17 protein-coding genes and 3 tRNA genes are annotated in these 22,068 nt (G+C 55.0%); 12 read left to right on the top strand and 8 right to left on the bottom strand.

Going from position 1 to position 22,068, the window contains the following annotated elements; all coding sequences use genetic code 11:
* Positions 1-2: 2 nt before the first annotated feature.
* Positions 3-563 (top strand): DUF2059 domain-containing protein, encoded by a 561-nt coding sequence (locus tag ACFPLB_RS11315; RefSeq protein ID WP_378229658.1) that lies wholly within the window; start codon positions 3-5, stop codon positions 561-563.
* 127 nt (positions 564-690) lie between these two features.
* Positions 691-2,082 carry a glutathione-disulfide reductase gene (gor, locus tag ACFPLB_RS11310; protein ID WP_378229656.1) on the top strand — a complete coding sequence of 464 codons (1,392 nt, stop codon included), beginning with the start codon at positions 691-693 and terminating at the stop codon, positions 2,080-2,082.
* Between the two features lie 39 nt (positions 2,083-2,121).
* On the opposite strand, the gene mgtE is transcribed toward gor, so the two are convergent.
* Positions 2,122-3,486, bottom strand: a complete 1,365-nt coding sequence (mgtE, locus tag ACFPLB_RS11305; RefSeq protein WP_378229654.1) for a magnesium transporter — start codon at positions 3,484-3,486, stop codon at positions 2,122-2,124.
* Positions 3,487-3,875: 389 nt separating this feature from the next.
* Between mgtE and ACFPLB_RS11300 the strand changes: the two genes are divergently transcribed.
* The 4 genes from ACFPLB_RS11300 (at position 3,876) to gltX (ending at position 8,977) form a co-directional block, all read left to right on the top strand.
* Positions 3,876-5,249: a class II 3-deoxy-7-phosphoheptulonate synthase gene (locus tag ACFPLB_RS11300; RefSeq protein WP_378229652.1), complete on the top strand. Its 1,374-nt coding sequence runs from the start codon at positions 3,876-3,878 to the stop codon at positions 5,247-5,249.
* 180 nt (positions 5,250-5,429) lie between these two features.
* Positions 5,430-5,789, top strand: coding sequence for a diacylglycerol kinase (locus tag ACFPLB_RS11295; RefSeq protein WP_378229651.1), 360 nt, complete (start codon positions 5,430-5,432; stop codon positions 5,787-5,789).
* Between the two features lie 46 nt (positions 5,790-5,835).
* Positions 5,836-7,518: an NAD+ synthase gene (locus ACFPLB_RS11290; protein ID WP_378229649.1), complete on the top strand. Its 1,683-nt coding sequence runs from the start codon at positions 5,836-5,838 to the stop codon at positions 7,516-7,518.
* Positions 7,519-7,603: 85 nt separating this feature from the next.
* Positions 7,604-8,977, top strand: a complete 1,374-nt coding sequence (gene gltX / locus ACFPLB_RS11285; protein ID WP_378229647.1) for a glutamate--tRNA ligase — start codon at positions 7,604-7,606, stop codon at positions 8,975-8,977.
* Here the strand turns inward: gltX and ACFPLB_RS11280 are convergent.
* The 3 genes from ACFPLB_RS11280 to dgcA all read right to left on the bottom strand — a co-directional run bounded on the left by ACFPLB_RS11280 (position 8,940) and on the right by dgcA (position 13,672).
* Positions 8,940-9,953, bottom strand: a complete 1,014-nt coding sequence (locus tag ACFPLB_RS11280) for a DUF2865 domain-containing protein (RefSeq protein WP_378229645.1) — start codon at positions 9,951-9,953, stop codon at positions 8,940-8,942. The two genes, gltX and ACFPLB_RS11280, sit on opposite strands and share 38 nt — an antisense overlap.
* Before the next feature lie 66 nt (positions 9,954-10,019).
* Positions 10,020-12,338, bottom strand: coding sequence for an NADP-dependent malic enzyme (locus ACFPLB_RS11275; protein ID WP_378229643.1), 2,319 nt, complete (start codon positions 12,336-12,338; stop codon positions 10,020-10,022).
* A gap of 350 nt (positions 12,339-12,688) precedes the next feature.
* On the bottom strand, positions 12,689-13,672 hold the full coding sequence (dgcA, locus tag ACFPLB_RS11270) for an N-acetyl-D-Glu racemase DgcA (RefSeq protein WP_378229641.1): 984 nt from the start codon (positions 13,670-13,672) through the stop codon (positions 12,689-12,691).
* A 75-nt stretch (positions 13,673-13,747) separates the two neighbouring features.
* Between dgcA and ACFPLB_RS11265 the strand changes: the two genes are divergently transcribed.
* Genes ACFPLB_RS11265 through ACFPLB_RS11250 form a run of 4 tightly spaced genes read left to right on the top strand, consistent with a single transcriptional unit; the run spans position 13,748 to position 17,512 of the window.
* Positions 13,748-14,935: an ABC transporter permease gene (locus ACFPLB_RS11265; protein ID WP_378229639.1), complete on the top strand. Its 1,188-nt coding sequence runs from the start codon at positions 13,748-13,750 to the stop codon at positions 14,933-14,935.
* Positions 14,936-14,958: 23 nt separating this feature from the next.
* Complete coding sequence (locus ACFPLB_RS11260; RefSeq protein ID WP_378229637.1) at positions 14,959-15,759, top strand: ABC transporter ATP-binding protein; 801 nt, start codon at positions 14,959-14,961, stop codon at positions 15,757-15,759.
* Between the two features lie 8 nt (positions 15,760-15,767).
* Positions 15,768-16,853, top strand: coding sequence for an MlaD family protein (locus ACFPLB_RS11255; RefSeq protein WP_378229635.1), 1,086 nt, complete (start codon positions 15,768-15,770; stop codon positions 16,851-16,853).
* 59 nt (positions 16,854-16,912) lie between these two features.
* Positions 16,913-17,512: an ABC-type transport auxiliary lipoprotein family protein gene (locus tag ACFPLB_RS11250; protein WP_378229633.1), complete on the top strand. Its 600-nt coding sequence runs from the start codon at positions 16,913-16,915 to the stop codon at positions 17,510-17,512.
* A 39-nt stretch (positions 17,513-17,551) separates the two neighbouring features.
* On the opposite strand, the gene ACFPLB_RS11245 is transcribed toward ACFPLB_RS11250, so the two are convergent.
* From ACFPLB_RS11245 to ACFPLB_RS11230, 4 genes are all read right to left on the bottom strand, one after another.
* Positions 17,552-19,063: a DEAD/DEAH box helicase gene (locus tag ACFPLB_RS11245; RefSeq protein WP_378229631.1), complete on the bottom strand. Its 1,512-nt coding sequence runs from the start codon at positions 19,061-19,063 to the stop codon at positions 17,552-17,554.
* 250 nt (positions 19,064-19,313) lie between these two features.
* Positions 19,314-20,093 (bottom strand): NAD kinase, encoded by a 780-nt coding sequence (locus ACFPLB_RS11240; protein WP_378229629.1) that lies wholly within the window; start codon positions 20,091-20,093, stop codon positions 19,314-19,316.
* A 192-nt stretch (positions 20,094-20,285) separates the two neighbouring features.
* Positions 20,286-20,361: transfer RNA gene (locus tag ACFPLB_RS11235), tRNA-Thr, on the bottom strand.
* A gap of 140 nt (positions 20,362-20,501) precedes the next feature.
* On the bottom strand, positions 20,502-21,401 hold the full coding sequence (locus tag ACFPLB_RS11230; RefSeq protein ID WP_378229627.1) for a TrmH family RNA methyltransferase: 900 nt from the start codon (positions 21,399-21,401) through the stop codon (positions 20,502-20,504).
* Positions 21,402-21,593: 192 nt separating this feature from the next.
* On the opposite strand from ACFPLB_RS11230, the gene ACFPLB_RS11225 reads away from it, so the two are divergent.
* Together ACFPLB_RS11225 and ACFPLB_RS11220 are read left to right on the top strand one after the other, a co-directional pair.
* Positions 21,594-21,678: transfer RNA gene (locus tag ACFPLB_RS11225), tRNA-Tyr, on the top strand.
* 23 nt (positions 21,679-21,701) lie between these two features.
* Positions 21,702-21,775, top strand: a tRNA-Gly gene (locus ACFPLB_RS11220).
* The last annotated feature ends 293 nt before the right edge of the window (positions 21,776-22,068 follow it).

Raw genomic sequence — 22,068 nt, 5'->3', positions numbered from 1 at the left:
TCATGAAATTTCAGAACCGGATTTTTAGCTTTGCCGCAGTCTGTGCGGCAATTCTTGCCATAGCAGTGGCGACACCTGCAAGCGCGCAGGAAATTTCGGAAGGCCATATGAAGGCGGCTCGCGATACGGTGGCGGCAATCAATGCAACCGATAGTTTTGACGGGATTTTGCCGCAGGCAGCCGCTGCCCTTCAGGCAAGCCTGATCCAGAAGAACCCGGATCTGCAGGAACTGATCACCAGTACGGTGTCAGCCAAGGCACTGGAACTGGCAGCCCGCCGGGCTGATCTGGAGCGTGAGGCAGCAATTGCCTATGCCAAGGTGTTTTCTGAAGAAGACCTTCAGACAATCGCGACCTTTTACAATTCGGCTGCGGGCAAGAAGCTGCTTGAAAGCGGCCCTATCGTGACACGTGAACTGATTCGTGCCGCCGAAATCTGGCAAAATGGCATAGCGCGGGATCTGTCGCTGGAGGTTGGAGAGGCGCTGCAGAGCGCGGCCGGCGCACAGGTTCAGCAACCGGCCGAGGGCACGGAAACATCAGAGCCGGAAAGCGGCAACTGATCTTTCTTTTCCCTGATGGCATATTGTATCAAGCCCGGCTTCATGGCCGGGCTTTTCTTTTAAGATCACCCGCCCTACCTGTAGGGCCTGACCCTGGACAACATGCCGGCCTAAAGGATTGTTACGCATGACTGCTTATGATTACGACCTCCTGGTCATCGGTGGAGGTTCAGGTGGGGTGCGGGCCGCGCGCGTGGCGGCAGCCCTTGGCAAGCGGGTTGCCATTGCCGAAGAATATCGTTTTGGCGGCACCTGTGTCATCCGTGGCTGTGTGCCAAAAAAACTCTTTGTCTATGCCTCGCAATATAGCGAATTTTTTGAAGATGCGGCAGGCTATGGCTGGAATGTCGAGCCGGCGAGCTTTGAGTGGAGCAGGCTGCTGGCCAATAAGAACCGTGAAATTGCACGTCTTGAAGGCATTTATCGGCGCAATGTTGAAAATTCCGGAGCCACAATCTTCAATTCACGTGCCGAATTGGTGGATCGCCATACCGTGCGGCTGGTGAGTGAAGGGCGTAATGTGAGCGCCGATCAGATATTGATTGCCACTGGCGGATATCCGATGCCGCATCCGGCACTTCCCGGCCATGAACATTGCATTACCTCCAATGAGGTTTTTGATCTGAAAACCTTGCCAGAATCCATCATGATTGGCGGTGGTGGTTATATTGCGGTCGAGTTCGCCAATATTTTTCATGGTCTTGGCGTCAAAACCACACTGGTTTACCGCGGGACACAGATCCTCAATCATTTTGACGATGATTTGCGGGCCGGTCTGCATGAGGCCATGACCAATAAGGGTATTGAAATCATTCTTCATGCTGTGGCCGAGGAGGTTGTGCGCCGCAAGGATGGCCAGCTTGATGTGCAATTGAGCAATGGTGAAAAGCGAACGGTTGATCAGTTCATGCTGGCCATTGGGCGTATACCCAATACGCAAGGATTGGGGCTGGAAGCGGCGGGAATCAAGACGTCAACTACAGGCGCTATTGAAGTTGATCGCTTTTCGCGCACCAATATCGACAATATCTGGGCGATTGGCGATGTGACCAACCGGGTGCAACTGACGCCGGTGGCCATCCATGAGGCGATGTGTTTTATCGAAACCGCATTCAAGGACAACCCGACCGCTCCCGATCATGAGCTTATTGCGACCGCTGTTTTTTCGCAGCCTGAGATCGGAACCGTTGGTCTGCCCGAACATGAGGCTGCGCAAAAATTTGAGGAGATTGAGATCTATCGTGCCGCGTTTCGTCCCATGCGCAATACGCTGTCGGGACGTGACGAGAAAATGCTGATGAAGCTGATTGTGGATGGGGCCTCACGCAAGGTGGTTGGCGCGCATATTATGGGGCCGGATGCGGGCGAAATGGCGCAGCTTCTGGGTATTCCGCTCAAAAGCGGTGTCACCAAGGATGATTTTGACCGCACCATGGCAGTGCACCCCACAGCCGCAGAAGAACTTGTGACCATGTATACACCCAGCTATCGGGTGCGGAGCGGCAAGCGGATCGACTGATCCGCCTGCCACGCTTTTTTACAAGCCTGCATTTCTTTTTTACAAGATTGTGCCTGACAGGATGAGCGCTGCCACCGTGAAATAGATGGCCAGCCCTGTCACATCCACCAGCGTGGCCACAAATGGCGCCGAGGCGCTGGCGGGGTCAAAGCCGATGCGCTTTAAGGCAAAAGGCAGCATTGACCCTGACAGAGAGCCGAAAGTGACGATGCCGACAAGGGCTACCCCCACGGTTGCAGCAATCAGGTGCCAATAAGGGCCGTAATCGTAAAGACCCAGATATTGCCACAGCACGATGCGCCCCATGCCGATCAGGCCAAGCATGACACCAAGCACGACACCGCTTGGCAATTCGCGCAAAGCTACCCGCCACCAGTCGGCCAGCGATAATTCACGCAGCGCCATGGCCCGGATGACCAGTGAGGTTGCCTGTGAACCGGAATTGCCGCCTGAACTCATGATGAGCGGGATGAAGAGGGTCAGGACAATGGCTTTTTCCAGTTCAACTTCATAGTGCTGCATCACGCTGGCCGTCAGCATTTCGCTTAAAAACAGCGCGCTCAGCCAGCCGCCGCGTTTGCCGATCATGGAGAAAAACCCCATTTTCATGTAAGGCTCGTCCAGCGCCTCCATGCCGCCAAAGCGATGTGCGTCCTCGGTGTTTTCCTCAATCATCGTATCGAGTACGTCATCGACGGTGACGATACCGAGGATTTTGTCATCCTCGACCACCGGCACGGCCAGAAGATCATATTTTCGGATGAGATGGGCCACCTGCTCGACATCCATCAGCGGTGGCACGCTGACAGGTGCAGTGTCTGCCGCAATCGTGCTGATGAGTGCCTGCGGGTTGCTGGTGATGAGCTTTCTCAGGCCGAAAGCGCGCAGCAGATGTTGCGTATCGGGGTCCACCACATAGATAGCGTAAACGGTTTCTCGGGTTCGCTCGACCTGCCGGATGTAGTCTAATGTGCGCGCAACCGTCCAGTCGGGCGGTACGCTGACATATTCGGTGGTCATGATTGAACCGGCGCTGCCTTCCTCATAGCCCAGAATGGACAGCAATGAGTGCCGCAGTGCCGGGGGCATGGCATGAAGAAGCTCCAGACGTGCCGCCTCGTCAAGATCGCGCAGCACATCGGCAGCGCGGTCGGCAGACATGGCGGCCAGCAGCTTTCCGGCACGGTTGCGGGGCAGGGCTGAAATCAGCTCGGAAGCATCGTCCAGTTCCGGTTGGTCAAATATTTCAACGGTGCGCTCGAAGGGGGCCTGTGCAAGCAGGTCAGCGGCAAGTTTTCGGGGTTCATTGTTGAGAGCTTCAACGATGTCGGCAACGTGATCATTGGCAAGAATGCGTGCAATCACGGCGGCATTGCCGCTTATGGCGGACGAAAATCTGTTCATGGGTTCAATACTCCTGGCCGTCGGCCGGAGGTGAGCCCACAAGGCTTGCATCAGGCAGACGGCATCATTTCTCGACTGTAACTGTCGCCGGGCATGGCGTGGTTGACCTTTCCGCTGGCAAGCGTGTCTGGAGGCTGTAAGCAGGTGCAACATAAGAGGGTTTGGGTTCAAGTCAACGGGGCAGGTGCAGGGAGAAAAAATTGCGGCAATGTCCATGTCGGGACCAGTTTTGCCTAAATCTTGTGCAACTGGTTTTTGAGACAGGTCCGGCAGGTATGGATAGATTGCGCACTGGCGTAAAAACGCTGCTTCATGTATGGAGCGGCGTCCCTGTACTTATATATGGGAATGACGGGCCAAGCGCCCCCTGATAAAGAGTGGTTAAGACAATGACGAAGTGGTCCTTGAAATCCTGGAGAGAAAAGCCAATTCAGCAGGTTCCGTCCTATCCGGATGCTGATGCCTTGCGGGCTGTCGAAGCCCAGCTTTCCAGTTTTCCGCCGCTCGTTTTTGCAGGCGAGGCGCGCAAACTGAAGAAGCAACTGGCCAGCGTGGCGGCCGGAGAGGCTTTTTTGCTTCAAGGTGGCGATTGCGCCGAGAGCTTTCTTGAACATGGCGCGGACAATATCCGCGACTTCTTCCGCGTCTTTTTGCAGATGTCGGTGGTCTTGACCTATGCCGGTTCGCAGCCGGTGGTGAAGGTTGGCCGCGTTGCCGGACAGTTTGCCAAGCCGCGTTCTTCCGACTTTGAGACCCAGGGTGATGTGACGCTGCCGAGCTATCGGGGCGATATCATCAATGACAATAGTTTTGATGCGGCCGCCCGCACCCCTGATCCGCGTCGGCAGACGATGGCTTACCGCCAGTCGGCTGCAACTCTTAACCTTTTGCGCGCCTTTGCGCAGGGTGGCTATGCGAGCCTTGAAAATGTGCATAGCTGGATGTTGGGCTTCGTTTCCGACAGCCCGCAGGGTGCAAAATATGAATCGCTGGCCCAGCGCATTACAGAGACGATGGATTTCATGAAGGCCATCGGCATTACTTCTGATACCAATCATGCGCTGCGGGAAACGGATTTTTATACCAGCCATGAGGCCCTGCTTCTGGGCTATGAAGAGGCGCTGACCCGCGTTGATTCCACATCGGGCGACTGGTATGCGACCTCTGGTCATATGATCTGGATCGGCGATCGTACCCGTCAGCTCGATCATGCCCATGTCGAGTATTGCCGTGGTATCAAGAACCCGCTTGGCCTTAAATGCGGTCCCTCGATAACGGCAGATGGTCTGCTGAAGCTGATCGACAGGCTGAACCCGGAAAATGAACCCGGACGCCTGACCCTGATTGCACGTTTTGGCTCCGACAAGGTGGGCGATCAATTGCCGGATCTGGTTCGTGCAGTAAAGGCCGAAGGCCGCTCTGTCGTGTGGTCTTGTGATCCCATGCATGGCAACACCATCACCGCAGCAGGGTACAAGACGCGCCCCTTTGAGCGTATCCTCAAGGAGGTTCAGACCTTTTTCGAGGTGCACCGCGCAGAAGGCACGCATCCGGGCGGCATTCATATCGAGATGACTGGCAAGAATGTTACGGAATGCACGGGTGGCGCGCGCGCCATCACTGCCGAAGAATTGCAGGATCGTTACCATACCCATTGCGATCCGCGTCTGAACGCTGATCAGGCTATTGAACTTGCGTTTCTGGTTTCAGACTTGCTGCGCAAGAACAATCCCGCGGCAGAAAAACAGGCTGCATCGGCCTGATTGCCGGCAATGGAATAAATGTAATAAAAGGCGCGTCCCGAAGGGAGGCGCCTTTTTGCTATTAGAGCATTTTGCAGTCAGACGGAATCGTCTGGCGTCGCACAAATGCGGCTAAACAAGAGATTAGAGCATTTCGTCGTTTTCCGTGAAAACAAGAAATGCTCTGGGAGACATAATGACATGAAGCGGTTGATCGATGCGTTCTGGAATTCTGTGCGAGCCTTCCAGCGGCTGGCAGGCAGTGAGGCAGCTTTCCAGCAGGAGCTGATTCTTTTATTGATCGCCATTCCTGTCGGCTGGCTGGTGGCGGCGTCCTGGGTCGGTTATGCGCTTTTGATTGCTGCAATCTTGTTTGTCATTCTTGTGGAAGTGCTCAATACCGGTATTGAAGCAACCTGCAACGCGGTCAATCGCGAATTCAATATTGATATTCAGCTTGCCAAGGATTGTGGCTCACTGGCTGTTCTCATCTCTTTTGTGCTTGCCGGGGGGGTGTGGCTGTTTGCCATTCTGGAGCGGCTGTTTGGCGCGCCGGTTTAAACAGGCCGTTGTTTCCTTTGGCGCAAACACAGGCTAAACCAAAGCCATGACCAGCATGACAGTTCCTGATACTCTCCATATCGCCATTGCCCAGCTCAACCCGACGGTTGGCGATATTTTGGGCAATCTTGCCTTGGGGCGACAGGCACGGGCGCAAGCGGCGCGTGAAGGCGCAGACCTTGTTTTGTTTACAGAACTGTTTTTATGCGGCTATCCGCCCGAAGACCTGATTTTGAAACCGGCTTTCCTTCGGGCATGTGAACGTGCTGCTGCCGAAATTGCCGCAGATACAGCCGATGGCGGGCCGGGCATCGTGATTGGTGTGCCGTTAAAGCGCGAAAGCGGTATCCATAATGCGGTGATCGTGGCTGATGGCGGCAAGATCATTGCCGAGCGCTTCAAGGTCGATTTGCCCAATTATGGCGAGTTTGATGAACAGCGTGTGTTTCAGCCGGGACCGGACCTGCCGGGTCCGGTCAATTTCCGGGGTGTGCGCATCGGCATTCCGATTTGTGAGGACATTTGGGGTGAGCACGGCGTGTGCGAAACGCTGGCGGAAAGCGGTGCAGAACTGCTGCTGGCGCCAAACGGTTCGCCTTTTTGCCGGGGCAAGGTCGAAATCCGCCAGCAGATCGTCATCCGGCAAGTTATCGAAAGTGGTTTGCCGTTGATCTATGCCAATCAGCTTGGCGGGCAGGATGAGTTGGTATTTGATGGTGCATCCTTCGCCATTGGCGCTGACAAGACACTTGCCTTCCAGATGGGCCAGTTCGAAGAGGGGCTTGTCGTCACCACCTGGAAACGAAAGGGTGAGGGCTGGACCTGTGAACAGGGGCCGGTTTCAAAAATTCCGGGCGGGGAAGAGGCAGATTATTGCGCAGCCATGCTGGGCCTACGCGATTATGTGAACAAGAACGGCTTCAAACATGTCGTTCTTGGCCTGTCGGGTGGACTGGATTCGGCTGTTTGTGCAGCACTTGCGGTGGATGCGCTGGGCAAGGAGCGGGTGCATTGCGTGATGCTGCCCTATCGCTATACCAGCAAAGAATCGCTGCAAGATGCGCAAGCGTGTATCGATGCGCTTGGGTGCCGCTATGACAGCGTGCCGATATCCTTGCCGGTTGAAGGGTTTTTGCAGGCATTGGCGCCGCTTTTTGAAGGCACGCCAGCAGACGTCACCGAGGAAAATCTGCAAAGCCGGGCGCGGGGCACGTTGCTAATGGCGCTGTCCAACAAATTTGGCTCCATGGTGATAACCACCGGCAACAAGAGCGAAATGGCGGTGGGCTATGCAACGCTTTATGGCGACATGAATGGCGGCTTCAATCCGATCAAGGATTTGTACAAGACACAGGTTTATGCCATTTCGCGCTGGCGCAACACGAAAGTGCCTGCCGGTGCGCTGGGGCCATCGGGCGAGGTCGTTCCTGCCAATATCATCACCAAGATGCCAAGCGCTGAACTGCGCGAAAACCAGACCGATCAGGATTCGCTGCCGCCTTATGAGATATTGGACGATATTCTTGAGTGCCTGATCGAAAATGAGATGGATGTGGACGCAATTGTTGCGCGCGGATATGGGCGCGAAACAGTCGCCCGTATCGAAAATCTGCTTTATATTGCCGAATACAAGCGGCGGCAGTCGGCGCCGGGTGTCAAAATCTCACAAAAGAATTTTGGTCGCGACCGGCGCTATCCGATCACCAATAAATACCGCAATCATAACTGACACTGCGTGTGGCAGGTCAGACGATACAAAAATCTGTGCCAATGCTTGTCTTGTCAATGTCCATCCTATCGGTTAGGCCGCGAGAATGACTGTTACCGTTCGCTTTGCCCCTTCGCCCACTGGCCGTATTCATATCGGCAACACCCGCACGGCCTTGTTCAACTGGCTGTTTGCGCAAAACAACAAGGGTCGGTTTATCCAGCGTTTTGATGACACGGATCTGGAACGCTCGCGCAAGGAATATGCCGATTCCATTCTTTACGATCTGCATTGGCTGGGCATTTTTCCCGACAGTATCGAATATCAGTCAAAGCGTTTCGACATTTATGATCGGGCGGTTGAGAAGCTGAAGGCTCTTGGCCTGCTCTATGCCTGCTATGAGACGCCCGAAGAACTGGATTTGCGCCGCAAGGTCAGGCGCACACGTGGTCTGCCGCCGGTCTATGGGCGTGAGGCGCTCAGCCTGAGCGCTGATGAAATTGCCAGTTATGAGGCAGAGGGGCGCAAACCTCACTGGCGTTTTCTGCTGCCCAATTTTACCGATGACCCCTCCAGTCCGCAGCGCACCGAAGTGCAGTGGGATGATCTGGTGCGCGGCGAACAGACCGTTGATCTGGCTTCATTGTCCGATCCGGTTCTGGTGCGTGCCGACGGCACCTATCTTTATACGCTGCCGTCAGTCGTCGATGATATGGAGATGGGGGTTACCCATGTCATTCGCGGCGATGATCATGTCACCAATACCGGTGTGCAGATTGCCCTGTTCAAGGTGCTCGGGGCAGAGCCGCCGCTTTTTGGCCATCACAATCTGCTGACCACCTCTTCGGGTGAAGGGCTTTCCAAGCGCAGCGGTGCCTTATCGGTTGAAGGCCTGCGTGAAGCCGGTGTCGAGCCAATGGCAATTGCCTCATTGGCCGTGCTGATCGGCACGTCGGAAAATGTTCAGGCCATGGCTTCCATGGCTGAACTGGCTGCTCATTTCGATCTGTCCTCGACATCCAGATCGGCATCGAAATTCGATCCCGATGAATTGTTCGTGCTGAACCACGCATTGTTGCAGCATCTGGAATTTGAAGATGTGCGTGACCGGTTGCAATTGCTGGGAATTGAAGGCGAGCGTGCGCCCGCCTTCTGGAATGCGGTGCGGGGGAATCTGCAAAAGATTGCCGATGCGCGTGACTGGTGGCGCATTGTCGATGAGGGGTTGCTGGAAAATCCGGAATTCGAGGCCGGGGATCGTGAATTTCTTGCTCAGGCTTTTGATCTTCTGCCGGAATCTCCATGGGAAGCGGATGTGTGGAAGGCGTGGACGACCAGTGTGCGCGAAGAAACAGGGCGCAAAGGCAAGGCCTTGTTTGCTCCGCTGCGTCTGGCTCTGACCGGGCGCGCATCAGGCCCGGAACTGGCTGAGATTTTGCCGCTTATCGGGCGGGAAGGAACACTGGCCCGACGACCCTGACCTTGCGCTCATCGGTAAGGTTTTGTTCTTTTGAAGGCTGCGAAACTGCGGGTTGCGCAGATTTTTGACTATCTGTACTGCCTTGCATCCTGATCAGCGATGAGCCCGGGGTTTTTGTAAGCTGTGAATTGGCTATGGGGGCCTCGCCAAAAAAGGAAGAGGCTTGCGCGCTGGAACTGCCGCAGTGGCATCCGGGATCGGTTGGAATATCCAGACGGCGAAACACCAGAGCCTTGGGCAGGCTGGTATAGGGTTTTCCGGTAACCGCCGAGATCATGTTGGCAGGTTTTTCTGGGCTGCCTCCATAAAACATTTCCACGCGCGTACCCGGACAGGCCGCTTCACAGCGGGCCTGATCGCGCTGGAAATCTGCCGGTGTGCTCGATTTTGACATGGGAAAGAAATAGCCATCGCAAATGCGCACGCATTGGGTGAGGTAGGGCCGGTTTGCCGGATAAGAAAGAGCTGATTTGCCCGTGCCGCGTATGATGATATCGGCATTTTTTGCAGGTGGTAACACCATATCCCTTGCCGGGGCGGCGGCTTTTTGTGTCACTGGATTTTTCTGCGAGCGGCAGCCGCCGGCCTTTAAGGCCGCCAGAATGCGGGAACGATCAGGCTGTTTTGTGGTTTTGGCCAGCCCGGCGCGTGTAGCAGTCAGGTTTTTCAGATTGGCTTCCATGCGCTTGAGCGCTGCATTCAATTCTTCACATTGGGGTCTGTTGCGTGAAAAAACAGCAAAACCACAACCGGCCTTGCGGGTTCTAAGGCGCGTTTTTTCTATCTGGCCACGCTGGCGGACAATGGCGGCATCATATTTTTTTGTGGCTTTGCTGCTGGTGGCAGATGAAGCGCGCGCCAGTTGAGCTTCCAACTGTCGGCAGGAGGGGGCTGCCTCGACAGATGAAAGCAAGGTAAAATTGAGCGTAAAAGCCAGCAGCAGTATAAAAGCTGCCCTGTGAACCAGATCTGTCACCAAACCTCATAGCCCCTTGTTCAGGGCCAGGTCCTGACCCGAGGCTATGAGCCTAGCACTTGCCGGTTAATTTGCAGTTTCCCGCGCATTCTGGGCTGCTTCAACCACGGCAATGGCCGTCATGTTGATGATGCCGCGTGAGGTGACAGATGGTGTAAGAATATGAGCAGGCATGGCTGAACCAAGCAAAATCGGACCAATATGGAGTGCATCCATTATCTGCTTGACTGCCGTCATGGCGATATTTGCTGAATCCAGATTGGGAAAGACCAGGAGATTGGCCTCGTCCTTGAGGTTTGAATGCGGGTAGACGCGCTGGCGCAGCAGGGGCGACAGGGCCGTGTCGGCATTCATCTCTCCATCGCATTCCAGTTCAGGCGCAATCTCATGGATGATTTCAGCAGCGCGCCGCATCTTGTAGGCGCTGGGAGTATCGCGTGAGCCAAAATCGGAATGCGACAAGAGGGCAGCCTTTGGCTCCAGGCCGAAGCGGCGTACCTGTTCTGCGGCCAGAAGGGTCATTTCGGCAATTTCTTCTGCGCTTGGATCAAGTGTTGCATAGGTATCGGTGAAGAAAAGCGGTCCGCGCTGGGTGATCAGCATGGACAGCGTTGACAGGTCGCGATGCCGGACGTCGGGGCGGGAGCCGATAATGAGCGAAACATTGCGCAGATGCTTGCTAAAGCGCCCTTCCAGACCGCACAGCATGGCGTCGCCTTCACCGCGTTGCAGGGCCAGCGCTGCAATCACCGTATTGTCGGTGCGCACCATGGTGCGCGCAGCCTCCTGGGTGACGCCGCGGCGTCCTGTGATCTTGATGAGCAGTTCAACATAGTCACGATAGCGCGGATCATCCTCAGGGTTGATGAGGTCAAAATCCTTGCCGGGCCGGATGCGCAATCCGTAGCGTTGCAGGCGTGTTTCGATCACACCTGGGCGACCGATCAGGGTCGGATGTGCAATGCCTTCCTCAATCACCACCTGTGTGGCGCGAAGCACCCGTTCATCTTCACCATCGGCATAGATGATGCGGTTTTTCGGTGAGGTGCGGGCTGCAGAAAAGACCGGCTTCATGACCAGTCCGGAGCGGAAGACAAAACGGTTCAGCCTGTCGAGATAGGCTGGCATATCGGTAATCGGGCGGCTGGCCACCCCGGTTTCATGGGCAGCTTTGGCCACAGCCGGGGCAATCCGCAAAATCAGGCGCGGATCAAAAGGTGAGGGGATCAGATATTCCGGTCCAAAAATGGGTGTTTCGCCTGAATAGGCTTGAGCCGCGACTTCCGACGGTTCTTCACGGGCAAGACCGGCAATGGCGTGTACCGCCGCCATTTTCATGTCTTCATTGATGGCGGTTGCACCGCAATCGAGCGCGCCGCGGAAAATATACGGAAAGCACAAGACATTGTTGACCTGATTGGGAAAGTCGGAGCGACCCGTGCAGATCATGGCGTCTGCACGGGCCTGGCGCGCCACTTCGGGCATGATTTCAGGTGAAGGATTGGCAAGCGCCAGAACCAGCGGCTTGTGCGCCATCAGCTTCAACAGGTCGGGCGTTAAGACACCGGCAGCCGAAAGGCCTAAAAACACATCGGCGCCGCCGATAACATCGGCCAGTTTGCGGGCTTTGGTGTCTTTGACGTAGGGCTCTTTCCAGCGATCCATTTCCTCGATGCGACCCTTATAGGCAACGCCAAAGCGGTCTGTGACCCAGATATTTTCGATTTTTGCGCCAAGCGAAACCAGCAGGTTGAGGCAGGCAAGAGCCGCTGCTCCGGCGCCGGATGTAACAATCTTGACATCCTCGATTGTTTTGCCGGCGATGGCCAGCCCGTTGAGAATGGCGGCGGCAACGATAATGGCGGTTCCATGCTGGTCGTCATGAAAGACGGGAATATTCATGCGCTCCTTCAGGCGCTGTTCAACCTCGAAACATTCCGGAGCCTTGATATCTTCCAGATTGATGCCGCCAAAGGTTGGTTCCAATGCGGCAATAGTGGCAACCATCTGGTCGATTTCGGGCGTATCAATTTCAATGTCGAACACGTCGATATTGGCAAATTTCTTGAATAAAACCGCCTTGCCTTCCATCACCGGCTTGGAGGCCAGTGGTCCGATATTGCCAAGGCCAAGAACGGCTGTTCCATTGGAAACGACACCGACAAGGTTGGCGCGTGTCGTATAAAGCGCTGCTGCTTCAGGGTTTTCCTGAATTTCAAGGCAAGGGGCTGCCACTCCGGGTGAATAGGCAAGCGCCAGATCGCGCTGATTGTCTAAAGCCTTGGTTGCCCGAATTTCCAGTTTTCCCGGTACGGGGTGTTGATGGAAAAACAGCGCAGCTTTTTCAATGTCGGAATGCGTTCTTTTGCCATTGCCATTATCCATCTGGAAATTATCCCCTCAAGCCAATTGGGTATCGAGTCAAAGCCTGTCTCCCAAACCGGGCGCTGATTATCAGGATGCACCGGTTGTCGGGATAAAGACATGGGTAAAAACAAAGACCTGAAACAGGGGCCAGCGAATCTGATAGATTGTGATCCCGTTTCAGGTGGATTGTAAGCCTGTTCTAGAGCATTTTGCAGCCAGATGGAATCATCTGGCGTCGCACAAATGCGGCTAAAACAAGAGCTTAGAGTGTTTCGTCATGTTTCTATGAAAACAAGAAATACTCTAGCATGGACCATGGCAAATGCGAGGCAGCTCTTGCTTTGCAAGGCAGCAGCCTGACAGAATGACTATCCCCATAGTTGCGGGGTGGGCGCAAAAACCAGCGAACCTTGATATTCAAGGCCGGGCTGACGGTCGCGCGCCAACAGCAGCGGCCCATCAAGATCAACAAAATCGGCATCTGCGGCCAGCAAGACAGCCGGGGCCATGGCAAGGGAGGTCCCCACCATGCAGCCGATCATGATTTTAAGGTCGAGTTTGCGGGCGCGATCCCGCAGCATCAAAGCGCCAGTCAGGCCGCCCGCCTTGTCGAGCTTGATGTTGATGGCGTCATAAAGCCCGGCCAGCGCTTCAAGATCAGCCGCCTGATGCACACTCTCATCGGCGCAGACCGGCACAGGATGGCTGATCTGGCGCAGGATTTCATCCTGTCCTGCCGGTAGTGGCTGCTCAACCAGCGCCACGCCCAGTTCAGCGGAAACAGCAAGGTTGCGCTCGATATTGGCATTGGTCCAGCCCTCATTGGCGTCAATGATGAGCCTGCTTTTGGGGGCTGCTTCACGCACGGCGCGCAGGCGGGCGCTATCATCGCCACTGCCACCGATCTTGACCTTGAGAAGGGGGCGGAAGGCATTAAGCCGCGCCTGTGCGGCCATGGCGTCAGGCGCGCCCAGTGAAAGCGTGTAAGCCGTTTCGAGCGACGCAATCTTGGGGGCTATGATGCTGGCCACGCTTTGCCCGGAGATCTTGGCTTCCAGATCCCATAAGGCGCAATCGACCGCATTGCGTGCAGCCCCTGCCGGCATGGCCTCAAGCAGAGAGTGGCGATCGAGGCCGGCTGCAAGGTGCTGCGCGATCTTTTCAATTGCCGCCACAACGCCTTCGACTGATTCGCCATAGCGCGTGTAGGGAACACATTCTCCGCGCCCGCTATGTTGGCCGTCGGAAATTGTGCAGGTCACGACTTCGGCTTCAGTCTTTGAGCCGCGTGAAATGGTAAAATTGCCTGCAATCGGGAAGGATTCGACCTCGACTGAAATGACACGGACCATATGTTTTTTCCCTGACATGCTTTTGAAGCGCATCTGTAAATCGACAGCCCGGCCTTGCCGGGGTAAACAGAAACCATGTTGACCATTGGCAAACGCGACGCAAGCACGACAAAGACAGAAAATGACATGCAGGCCCCGCGTGTCGATTTTGTTGAGCGTGATGGCGTGCTTCAGCTTAATCTTTCAGGTGTGTGGATGACCCACACCGTGGCTAATGTGGACCGCGATATGCGTCAGGCTGAGCGCAGTCGGCCAGGCCGGGAACTGGTTATCGACCTGTCTGGCGTTGAAAAGCTTGACACGGCAGGCGCCTGGCTGATTGACCGGCTGATTGTGGCGCATGAGGCGCAGGCAACGCATTTGCGTGTGGTTGGGCAAAGCGATGCGGCAGCCATTTTGCTGGCTGCGGTGGGGGAGATTTCACGGCGCAAGACCGAACCCGTGCCGGACGTGCGGGTCAATGTCCTTATCCGCTTTCTGGAAGCTGTTGGCCGCAGCGTCTATATGATGCGCGATGATTTCATCGCCGCCATGAATATTTTAGGCGCAACCATCCGCGGAGCGCAAATGAAGCTGGGTCGCGGCCATGCAGTCAATCCTGCCGCAATTTTCAATCAGATCGACCGCATGGGGGTAGGGGCCATTCCCGTTGTGGTGCTGATGTCGTCGATTGTCGGCGCCATTGTTGCCCAGCAGGGCGCGTATCAGCTCAATTATTTTGGCGCAGATATTTTTGTGGTTGATCTGGTTGGTGTGCTGGTGTTGCGCGAACTTGGTGTCTTGTTGACCGCCATCATGATTGCCGGTCGCTCCGGCAGCGCCATCACCGCCGAGATCGGCTCAATGAAAATGCGTGAAGAGGTCGATGCGCTGAAGGTGATCGGTCTCAATCCGGTCGGCGTGCTTGTCTTTCCACGCCTGGTCGCGCTGGTGGTCGCCCTGCCATGCCTGACCATACTGGCCAATTTTGCAGCCCTTGGCGGCGGTATATTGGCAGCCTGGCTTTACTCCGACATTCCCCCTGCCGCCTTCATTGACAGGTTGCGCCTTGCCATTGACATCAGCACCATTGCCGCCGGTCTGATCAAGGCCCCGTTCATGGCCATCATCATCGGCACCATTGCCTCGGTGGAAGGCATGAAGGTGGGGGGCAGCGCCGAATCTCTGGGCCGACAGGTCACCAGTTCTGTGGTGAAGGCAATTTTTGTGGTCATCGTGCTCGATGGCCTGTTTGCCATGTTTTATGCAGCGATCGATTTTTGATGATGAGGGATGCTGAAAATCTGATGCAGTCTCATCAGGCGCAAATACAAAGCGAGATCGTCTTGTCGGCGCGCGATATCACGGTTGCTTTTGGCCCCAAAACCGTGCTCGAAAACCTGTCCTTGAATGTGCGACGCGGCGAGATACTGGGTTTTGTCGGGGCCTCAGGCTCAGGAAAATCGGTGCTGTTGCGTACCGTTCTGGGACTGACGCCCAAGCGGTCTGGCGCTATTTTTCTCTTTGGCGATGATGTTGACAGCCTGTCGGATGCACAGCGGATGCGCATTGATATGCGCCTTGGTGTGCTGTTTCAGCATGGTGCCTTGTTTTCGGCGCTGAGTGTCCTTGAAAATGTGCAGGTGCCGATGCGCGAATATCTCGACCTGCCCAAAAAGCTGATGAATGAACTGGCCATGCTCAAGATCGAACTGGTGGGTCTGCCAGCCGATGCAGCTTACAAATTTCCATCCGAACTTTCCGGCGGCATGATCAAGCGGGCGGCATTGGCGCGTGCGCTCGCGCTTGATCCCGACATTGTGTTTCTTGATGAGCCGACTTCGGGACTGGACCCGATCGGGGCGGCCGAATTTGATGAACTGGTCATCAAGCTGCGCGATACGATGGGTCTAAGCGTCTATATGGTCACCCATGATCTTGATTCGCTTTTTACTGCCTGTGATCGAATTGCGGTTCTGGGAAAAAAGCGCGTCATCGTTGAAGGTACGATTGAAGACATGCTCAAATGCGAAGAGCCGTGGGTAAAGTCTTATTTTCGCGGAAAACGGGCACGCCAGCTTGATCTCAAGGGGCGCATACAGCGATAAATACTGTAATGGAAACAAGAGCCAATTACGTCATTGTCGGCATCTTCACCCTGGTGGCCATTCTTGCTGCTTTCGGTTTTGTTTACTGGACGGCAGCCTTTGGCGATCGCGGCGAGACGGTGATGGTGCGGGTGCGCATTCCCGGCTCTGCCTCAGGGCTGGGGCGCGGCAGTTTTGTGCTGTTTAACGGTGTGAAGGTCGGCGATGTGCGCCGCGTCTATATCGACGTGAACAATCCAAGTGTGGCCATTGCCGATGCCGAATTGGACCGTTCGACACCGATCACCCGGTCCACACAGGCCGATATTGGTCTGGCTGGCCTGACCGGTCAGGCCAATATCGAATTGAAAGGCGCCAATCTCAACGAGCCGAAACTGCTGGATGAAGCTGAAAAAAATGGCACAATTGCCGAGATTACGGCCAATCCGTCAGCGGTGACCAATCTGTTGCAGACGGCGCAGGATATTTTCGGGCGCGCAGACAAGGTGATGTCGGAACTGGAAGGCTTTGCCACAGATGTGCGCGGACCGCTGACCCAGACAGTGCAGAATGCCCAGAAATTTTCCGAGGCTTTGGCGGGCAATGCTGATTCTGTCGAAAAATTCTTAAATAGCGTTGCCGCCTTGTCAGAGGAGCTTCAAGGGGTTTCGGGCAAGCTGGACGGCATGATCAAAACAGCCGAAGGGGTGCTTGATTCCGTTGATCAGGAGCGTGTGCGGCAGATCGTAACCAATGTTGATGATTTTACGAAAAACCTGAATGGGTCCAGAGAAAAATTTGATGACATCCTGCTCAAGATCGACAATCTGCTTGGTTCCGATCAGGCTGACGGCATGATGGCGGATGCGCGTGAAACATTAAAAGCCTTTCGCCAGATAGCTGATACGCTCAATGCGCGGCTGGGCACGATCACGGCCAATCTGGAACGGTTTTCGGGCAAGGGCCTGCAAGGGGTCGAGGCGCTGGTCAATGACAGCCGCCGCTCGATCAATCGGATCGAGCAGGCGATCAGCGATCTGCAACGCAATCCGCAGCGTATCTTGTCTGGTGGCGATGGCGAGGTCCGGCAATATGACGGGAGGGCGCGCCGTTGAATTTGTCTGATTTATCAAGCCTTGTGGGTAAGAAAACCAGTGCAGCCGGAACATGGCTCATGGCCGGAAAAAAATATCGTTTTGCGAGCCTCTTGCTTTTGTCTGCTGCCCTGACGGGCTGTGCGGCACTGCCCGGTGGCGGCCCGGCGCCGCTTGATACATATGAACTGTCTGCCGCGCATGTTGAGAAAGCCAGAAGCAGCCGCCGCCAGATATTGATTGCCGAGCCTTCGGCATTGAAAGCCTTTGACGGTCAAAACATTGTCATCAAACCTTCAGTGGGCTCCATCCAGTATCTGAAGGGCGCGCAATGGGCAGATCGGCTGCCGCTGATCGTACAGGCAAGGCTTGCCGAAACTTTTCAGCGTTCGGGCCGTTTTGCCGGTGTCGGCAGGCCTGGTGAGGGGCTGGCGATCGATTATCAGGTGATTGCCGAAATCCGTGCTTTTGAAATCCAGGTTTCGGGTACTGAGCGAGCGGTGGTGGAACTGTTTGTGCGCCTGCTTAATGACCGCACCGGCGAGGTGCGGGCAGGGCAGGGCTTTATTGCCGCGGCAGATGTTTCTGGCACTGGCAATCAGGCTTATGTGGCAGCCCTTGATCGTGCTTTTCAGGATGCGGTTGCGCAGATCGTGAACTGGACGGCAGGCAGGATCTGAAGCTCACATTATCTCAAATTTTGAAATGAAAACAAAAAGTCAGATTTTTGTTTCGATCAGCATAAAGGCTGGAATGTCGTCGCCAAAACCCACGGGTGTCGAGCCATTATCGTCGTCATAATGGCGGCGATGGTTGCGGCCATGTTCATGTGCCGGTTTTACGGGACGAGAATTGGTTTCTTCACGTGGCTTGCGTTCCGAAACAGATGCTGACGGCTTCTGCTGGTCGTTGCCTGCTTTGTCTGTGGTCGTTTCGCGCTGACGTTGGCTGCGTGACTTCTTCTCAGCACTCTCATCCTTGCGTGTGTCGCGGCGCGACGTGCCCCGACCCCGGCGAGGAGATTCATCCTCAGCACTTTCCTCAATGGTTGAGAGATTGCCGTCAAGCCACTCAATCGACTTGTTGATCAGCTTTTCAATGGCGTCGATATATTTGGTATCGTTCTTTGTGGCGATGGTGAAAGATTTACCCAGGCGGCCCGCCCGCCCGGTGCGCCCGATGCGGTGGACATAATCTTCAGCATGAATGGGCACATCATAGTTGAAGACATGGCTGACGTCGGGAATATCAAGACCGCGCGCAGCCACATCCGAGGCAACCAGTAGTTTTAGTTTGCCGTCGCGGAAATTGCTCAGCATGGTCATGCGCGCCCGCTGGTCCATATCGCCATGAAGCGCACCGGCATTGAATTCATGCCGTGTCAGTGAGCGGAAGAGTTCTGAAACATCGACCTTGCGGTTGCAGAAGATGATCGCGTTTTTCAGCGTCTCTTCTTCCTGCTTGATCAGTTGGCGCAACACATCGCGCTTTTCCCAGGGCTTGGATTTGGACGAGACCAGCCTTTGGGTGACGGTGGTGGCGGTACTGGCGGCGCGGGCAACTTCAACACGCACCGGGGCTTGCAGGAATTTTTCGGCCAGTTTGGTGATTTCGGGTGGCATGGTTGCCGAGAAAAACAGCGTCTGGCGCGTAAATGGGATCATTTCGCAGATACGCTCAATATCGGGAATAAAGCCCATATCAAGCATTCTGTCGGCTTCGTCGATCACCAGAATATCGACACCGTTCAGCAGCAGTTTGCCACGCTCGCGATGATCCAGAAGACGCCCGGGCGTGGCGATCAGCACATCGGCGCCGCGCTCCAGCTTCTTGTCCTGCTCGTCAAAAGAAACGCCACCAATCAAAAGGGCGATGTTGAGCTTGTGATTTTTGCCATATTTGATGAAATTTTCCTCAACCTGTGCTGCAAGCTCGCGTGTCGGTTCAAGGATAAGGGTGCGCGGCATCCGGGCGCGGGCGCGGCCTTTTTCAAGGCGTGTCAGCATGGGCAGCACGAATGAGGCGGTCTTGCCGGTTCCGGTCTGGGCAATGCCCAAAACATCCTTGCCTTGAAGGGCATGAGGAATGGCGCCAGCCTGAATAGGGGTGGGATGCGGATAACCGGCATCGGCCACGGCAGACAGAACTTTTGGCGACAGGCTAAGGTCTGCAAAAGTCAATACGTCTTGAGCAGGTTGGGCTTCTTGAGCGGTCTGGGTGTCAGAGGACAAATTCGCTTGCTGTCTTTGCTTGGTTCAGGGACTGTTCGGGGGCTGGTTCAGTGCCGGTTCGGAAAAGCACGGCGCTGTGCGTCGTGTCGCGCCATTCAGGCGCTCTGTAATGTGCAACGCGATATGCCCAAGCCTGCCTTTTGTCAACACAAACGGGCGTTATTGTCGCGTTTTGCGCAATTAAACTTAAGAGGACAGGTAAACCTGATCAAAATAACAGGTCCTGACCCTGTAAATGCTGCCGCAACCTTCAATATCTGAACTGTTCGGTCAAAATACGCTCATCCCAGGAATGATTGGGATCGAATAACAAGGTTGCGGTGGTTTTTCGCAATTGCCGTACCACGACCGAGCGCACACTTTTGACTTCAGTGTGGTCGGCAGCCGCGTTTACCGGTCGTTTATTGCCTTCCAGAATATCAAAACGTACCTGTGAGCGATTAGGCAGCAATGCGCCGCGCCAGGCGCGCGGGCGAAACGGGCTGACCGGGGTGAGCGCCAGAAGTGGCGCATCAAGTGGCAGGATCGGGCCGTGGGCCGACAGGTTATAGGCGGTTGAACCAGCCGGTGTCGCCACCATCACGCCATCGCAGGTCAATTCTTCCATCCGTATTTTGTTATCGATGGAAATGCGGATCTTGGCTGTCTGGTAGGATTGACGCCACAGCGCAACCTCATTGATGGAAAGTGCCTTAACTGTCTCGCCATCCATGGTGGTGGCGTGCATTTCAATGGGGCGGATGGTTTCGGCAGCAGCCGCAGCAATGCGTTCAGGCAGGTTGTCAACCATATATTCATTCATCAGAAAACCGATGGTGCCGCGATTCATGCCATACACCTTTTTAGGTGTTCCCATCGTGTCGCGCAGCGTTTGCAAAAGAAAACCGTCGCCGCCCAGCGCCACGACAATTTCGGCTTCCTCAACGCTGACATGGTCATATCTGGCGCAAAGCTCGATACGGGCTGCCTTGGCATCTTCTGCGTCCGATGAGATGAATGCCATTTGCCCCGGCTGCGTCGTTTTTGGCATGTTTGTCATTGTCCTGAATGAAAACGAACCCATAAGAACATTTTGTGAGTACAGATGGTTATATCTGACGCAAGCACAAATGCGGTTAAAACAAAGAGCTTAGAGCATTTCATCTGTTTTTCGGTAAAAACAGGAAATGAACTGCCTGCAAAACAGGCTTTGAGATGGCTTGTGAAAGACATGTGGAAAAAATGGTGCCCCCGGCAGGAGTCGAACCCGCGACCTTCGGTTTACAAAACCGCTGCTCTACCAGCTGAGCTACAAGGGCAATATGTTCCGGTTAGCATATTTGCTGCGCCAGTAAAGCCAAATCCGCGTTGAAACATTTAATAAATGGGCAAAATTCTCTGCCAGCTTCCAAAATATGGAGCAAAAGAGGATTTTTTCAATGTTTCCCTGTCCGATCGGTCAGTCTGAAGCCTGTTTGGCGAGAAGATGTTTGCCGGCAGCATAAAGGGCAATTGCTGCGGCATTTGAAACATTGAGCGAGCGGATAGCGCCGGGCATATCCAGCCGTGCCAATGCATTGACGGTTTCGCGTGTTTTCTGGCGCAGGCCCTTGCCTTCGGCGCCCAGCACCAGGGCTATTTTTTCACCCGAAAAACTTTTTTCCAGTTCAGCCGGGCCTTCCGAATCAAGGCCGATGCTGAAAAAACCTGCCTGATGCAGAATGTTCAGGCCCTCAGCCAGATTTCGCACCTCGATATGGTCGATATGTTCCAGCGCACCCGATGCTGATTTGGCTAAAACCCCTGATTCGGCGGGGCTGTGACGGCTGGTGGTGATCAGCGCACCGGCGCTAAAAGCCACTGCTGAACGCAAAATCGCACCGACATTATGCGGGTCAGTCACCTGATCAAGCACCAGAATCAATTTTGTGTCGCCGAGCGCTTCCAGCCGCTTCGGCTTCAAAGGTTCGGCTTCGATCAACACGCCTTGATGAACCGCTTCCGAGCCGGTCATACGCTCAATTTCGCGTGGCTCGGCAAGTCTGGCTGAAAAGGGCAGGGCATCCAGTGGGCCCAGTTCCAGCCGTTCTGCGGCATTGCGGGTGACCAGCATGGAGCGGATTTTGCGCACCGGATTGCCAAGAGCTGCGCGCACCGTATGCAGGCCATAAAGGTGGATGAGGCCGGCAGCAGGTCCTTCACCGGCGATTTCCGGGCGTCGGAGCCGATGGGTGGGCGCCCCGCCGGGTCTTTTGTCATGTCCGGCCCTGTCGTGTCCGGCTTTGTCGTCCCGATAGGCACGGCGCAGGCGTGCATAGTGAGAATCTTTTGGGGTGCCGGTTTTCTTAGCGTCGCTCATTGTCGTTCTATAGCGCCAGTGCCGGGCTTTGCCTATGTGCTGTGTGTTGATAAAAAATCTGTCATGAAAACCACTCTTGCGCAGTTGACACAAAACGACCTTGCGGCCATAAGCGCATCGCTGATGACCGGCGGCTTAAAAAATCAACGGTATCGGTTGAGAATGCTTTGCAGCAGACTCCGTCGGCAGACTGGAGGAGTGCCCGAGTGGTTAAAGGGGGCGGACTGTAAATCCGCTGGCTTAGCCTACGTTGGTTCAAATCCAACCTCCTCCACCACTGCCGGACCGGAGATCTGGAGCGCGGGTGTAGCTCAATGGTAGAGCAGCAGCCTTCCAAGCTGAATACGTGGGTTCGATTCCCATCACCCGCTCCAGCTTATTTATCAAATTTTTATGGTGAAATGTCGCGGGCAGGCAATATTGCGCCCTTATAATTTGCCCTGCACATTCTTATATTGCGCCCGTATCGGCGCTATTCCTGTGATTTGGGGTATGGCTATGACCCGTCTGGTCAAAAGATGCTTGTGTTTTGCCGCTGTTGTGGCTAATCGCCCCGCATGAACTGAACCAAAGGTCCCCGCGCCCAAGGAAAGAGACTATGGCAAAAGGTAAATTCGAGCGCAATAAGCCTCATGTGAACATTGGCACGATTGGTCACGTTGACCAT

This window comes from Aquamicrobium segne, assembly GCF_042656785.1.
In the GTDB taxonomy this organism is placed as follows: Bacteria; Pseudomonadota; Alphaproteobacteria; order Rhizobiales; family Rhizobiaceae; genus Mesorhizobium; species Mesorhizobium segne.
The sequence above is the reverse complement of the archived record's forward strand: the minus strand, read 5'-3'. Positions and strand labels throughout refer to the sequence as shown.

What these genes read in the sequence shown, in the direction of transcription:
- ACFPLB_RS11315 (WP_378229658.1), top strand. Translation starts at nt 3, where the DNA reads ATGAAATTTCAGAACCGGATTTTTAGCTTTGCCGCAGTCTGTGCGGCA.
- gor (WP_378229656.1), top strand. Translation starts at nt 691, where the DNA reads ATGACTGCTTATGATTACGACCTCCTGGTCATCGGTGGAGGTTCAGGT.
- mgtE (WP_378229654.1), bottom strand. Translation starts at nt 3,486, where the DNA reads ATGAACAGATTTTCGTCCGCCATAAGCGGCAATGCCGCCGTGATTGCA.
- ACFPLB_RS11300 (WP_378229652.1), top strand. Translation starts at nt 3,876, where the DNA reads ATGACGAAGTGGTCCTTGAAATCCTGGAGAGAAAAGCCAATTCAGCAG.
- ACFPLB_RS11295 (WP_378229651.1), top strand. Translation starts at nt 5,430, where the DNA reads ATGAAGCGGTTGATCGATGCGTTCTGGAATTCTGTGCGAGCCTTCCAG.
- ACFPLB_RS11290 (WP_378229649.1), top strand. Translation starts at nt 5,836, where the DNA reads ATGACCAGCATGACAGTTCCTGATACTCTCCATATCGCCATTGCCCAG.
- gltX (WP_378229647.1), top strand. Translation starts at nt 7,604, where the DNA reads ATGACTGTTACCGTTCGCTTTGCCCCTTCGCCCACTGGCCGTATTCAT.
- ACFPLB_RS11275 (WP_378229643.1), bottom strand. Translation starts at nt 12,338, where the DNA reads ATGGATAATGGCAATGGCAAAAGAACGCATTCCGACATTGAAAAAGCT.
- dgcA (WP_378229641.1), bottom strand. Translation starts at nt 13,672, where the DNA reads ATGGTCCGTGTCATTTCAGTCGAGGTCGAATCCTTCCCGATTGCAGGC.
- ACFPLB_RS11265 (WP_378229639.1), top strand. Translation starts at nt 13,748, where the DNA reads ATGTTGACCATTGGCAAACGCGACGCAAGCACGACAAAGACAGAAAAT.
- ACFPLB_RS11260 (WP_378229637.1), top strand. Translation starts at nt 14,959, where the DNA reads ATGCAGTCTCATCAGGCGCAAATACAAAGCGAGATCGTCTTGTCGGCG.
- ACFPLB_RS11255 (WP_378229635.1), top strand. Translation starts at nt 15,768, where the DNA reads ATGGAAACAAGAGCCAATTACGTCATTGTCGGCATCTTCACCCTGGTG.
- ACFPLB_RS11250 (WP_378229633.1), top strand. Translation starts at nt 16,913, where the DNA reads ATGGCCGGAAAAAAATATCGTTTTGCGAGCCTCTTGCTTTTGTCTGCT.
- ACFPLB_RS11240 (WP_378229629.1), bottom strand. Translation starts at nt 20,093, where the DNA reads ATGCCAAAAACGACGCAGCCGGGGCAAATGGCATTCATCTCATCGGAC.
- ACFPLB_RS11230 (WP_378229627.1), bottom strand. Translation starts at nt 21,401, where the DNA reads ATGAGCGACGCTAAGAAAACCGGCACCCCAAAAGATTCTCACTATGCA.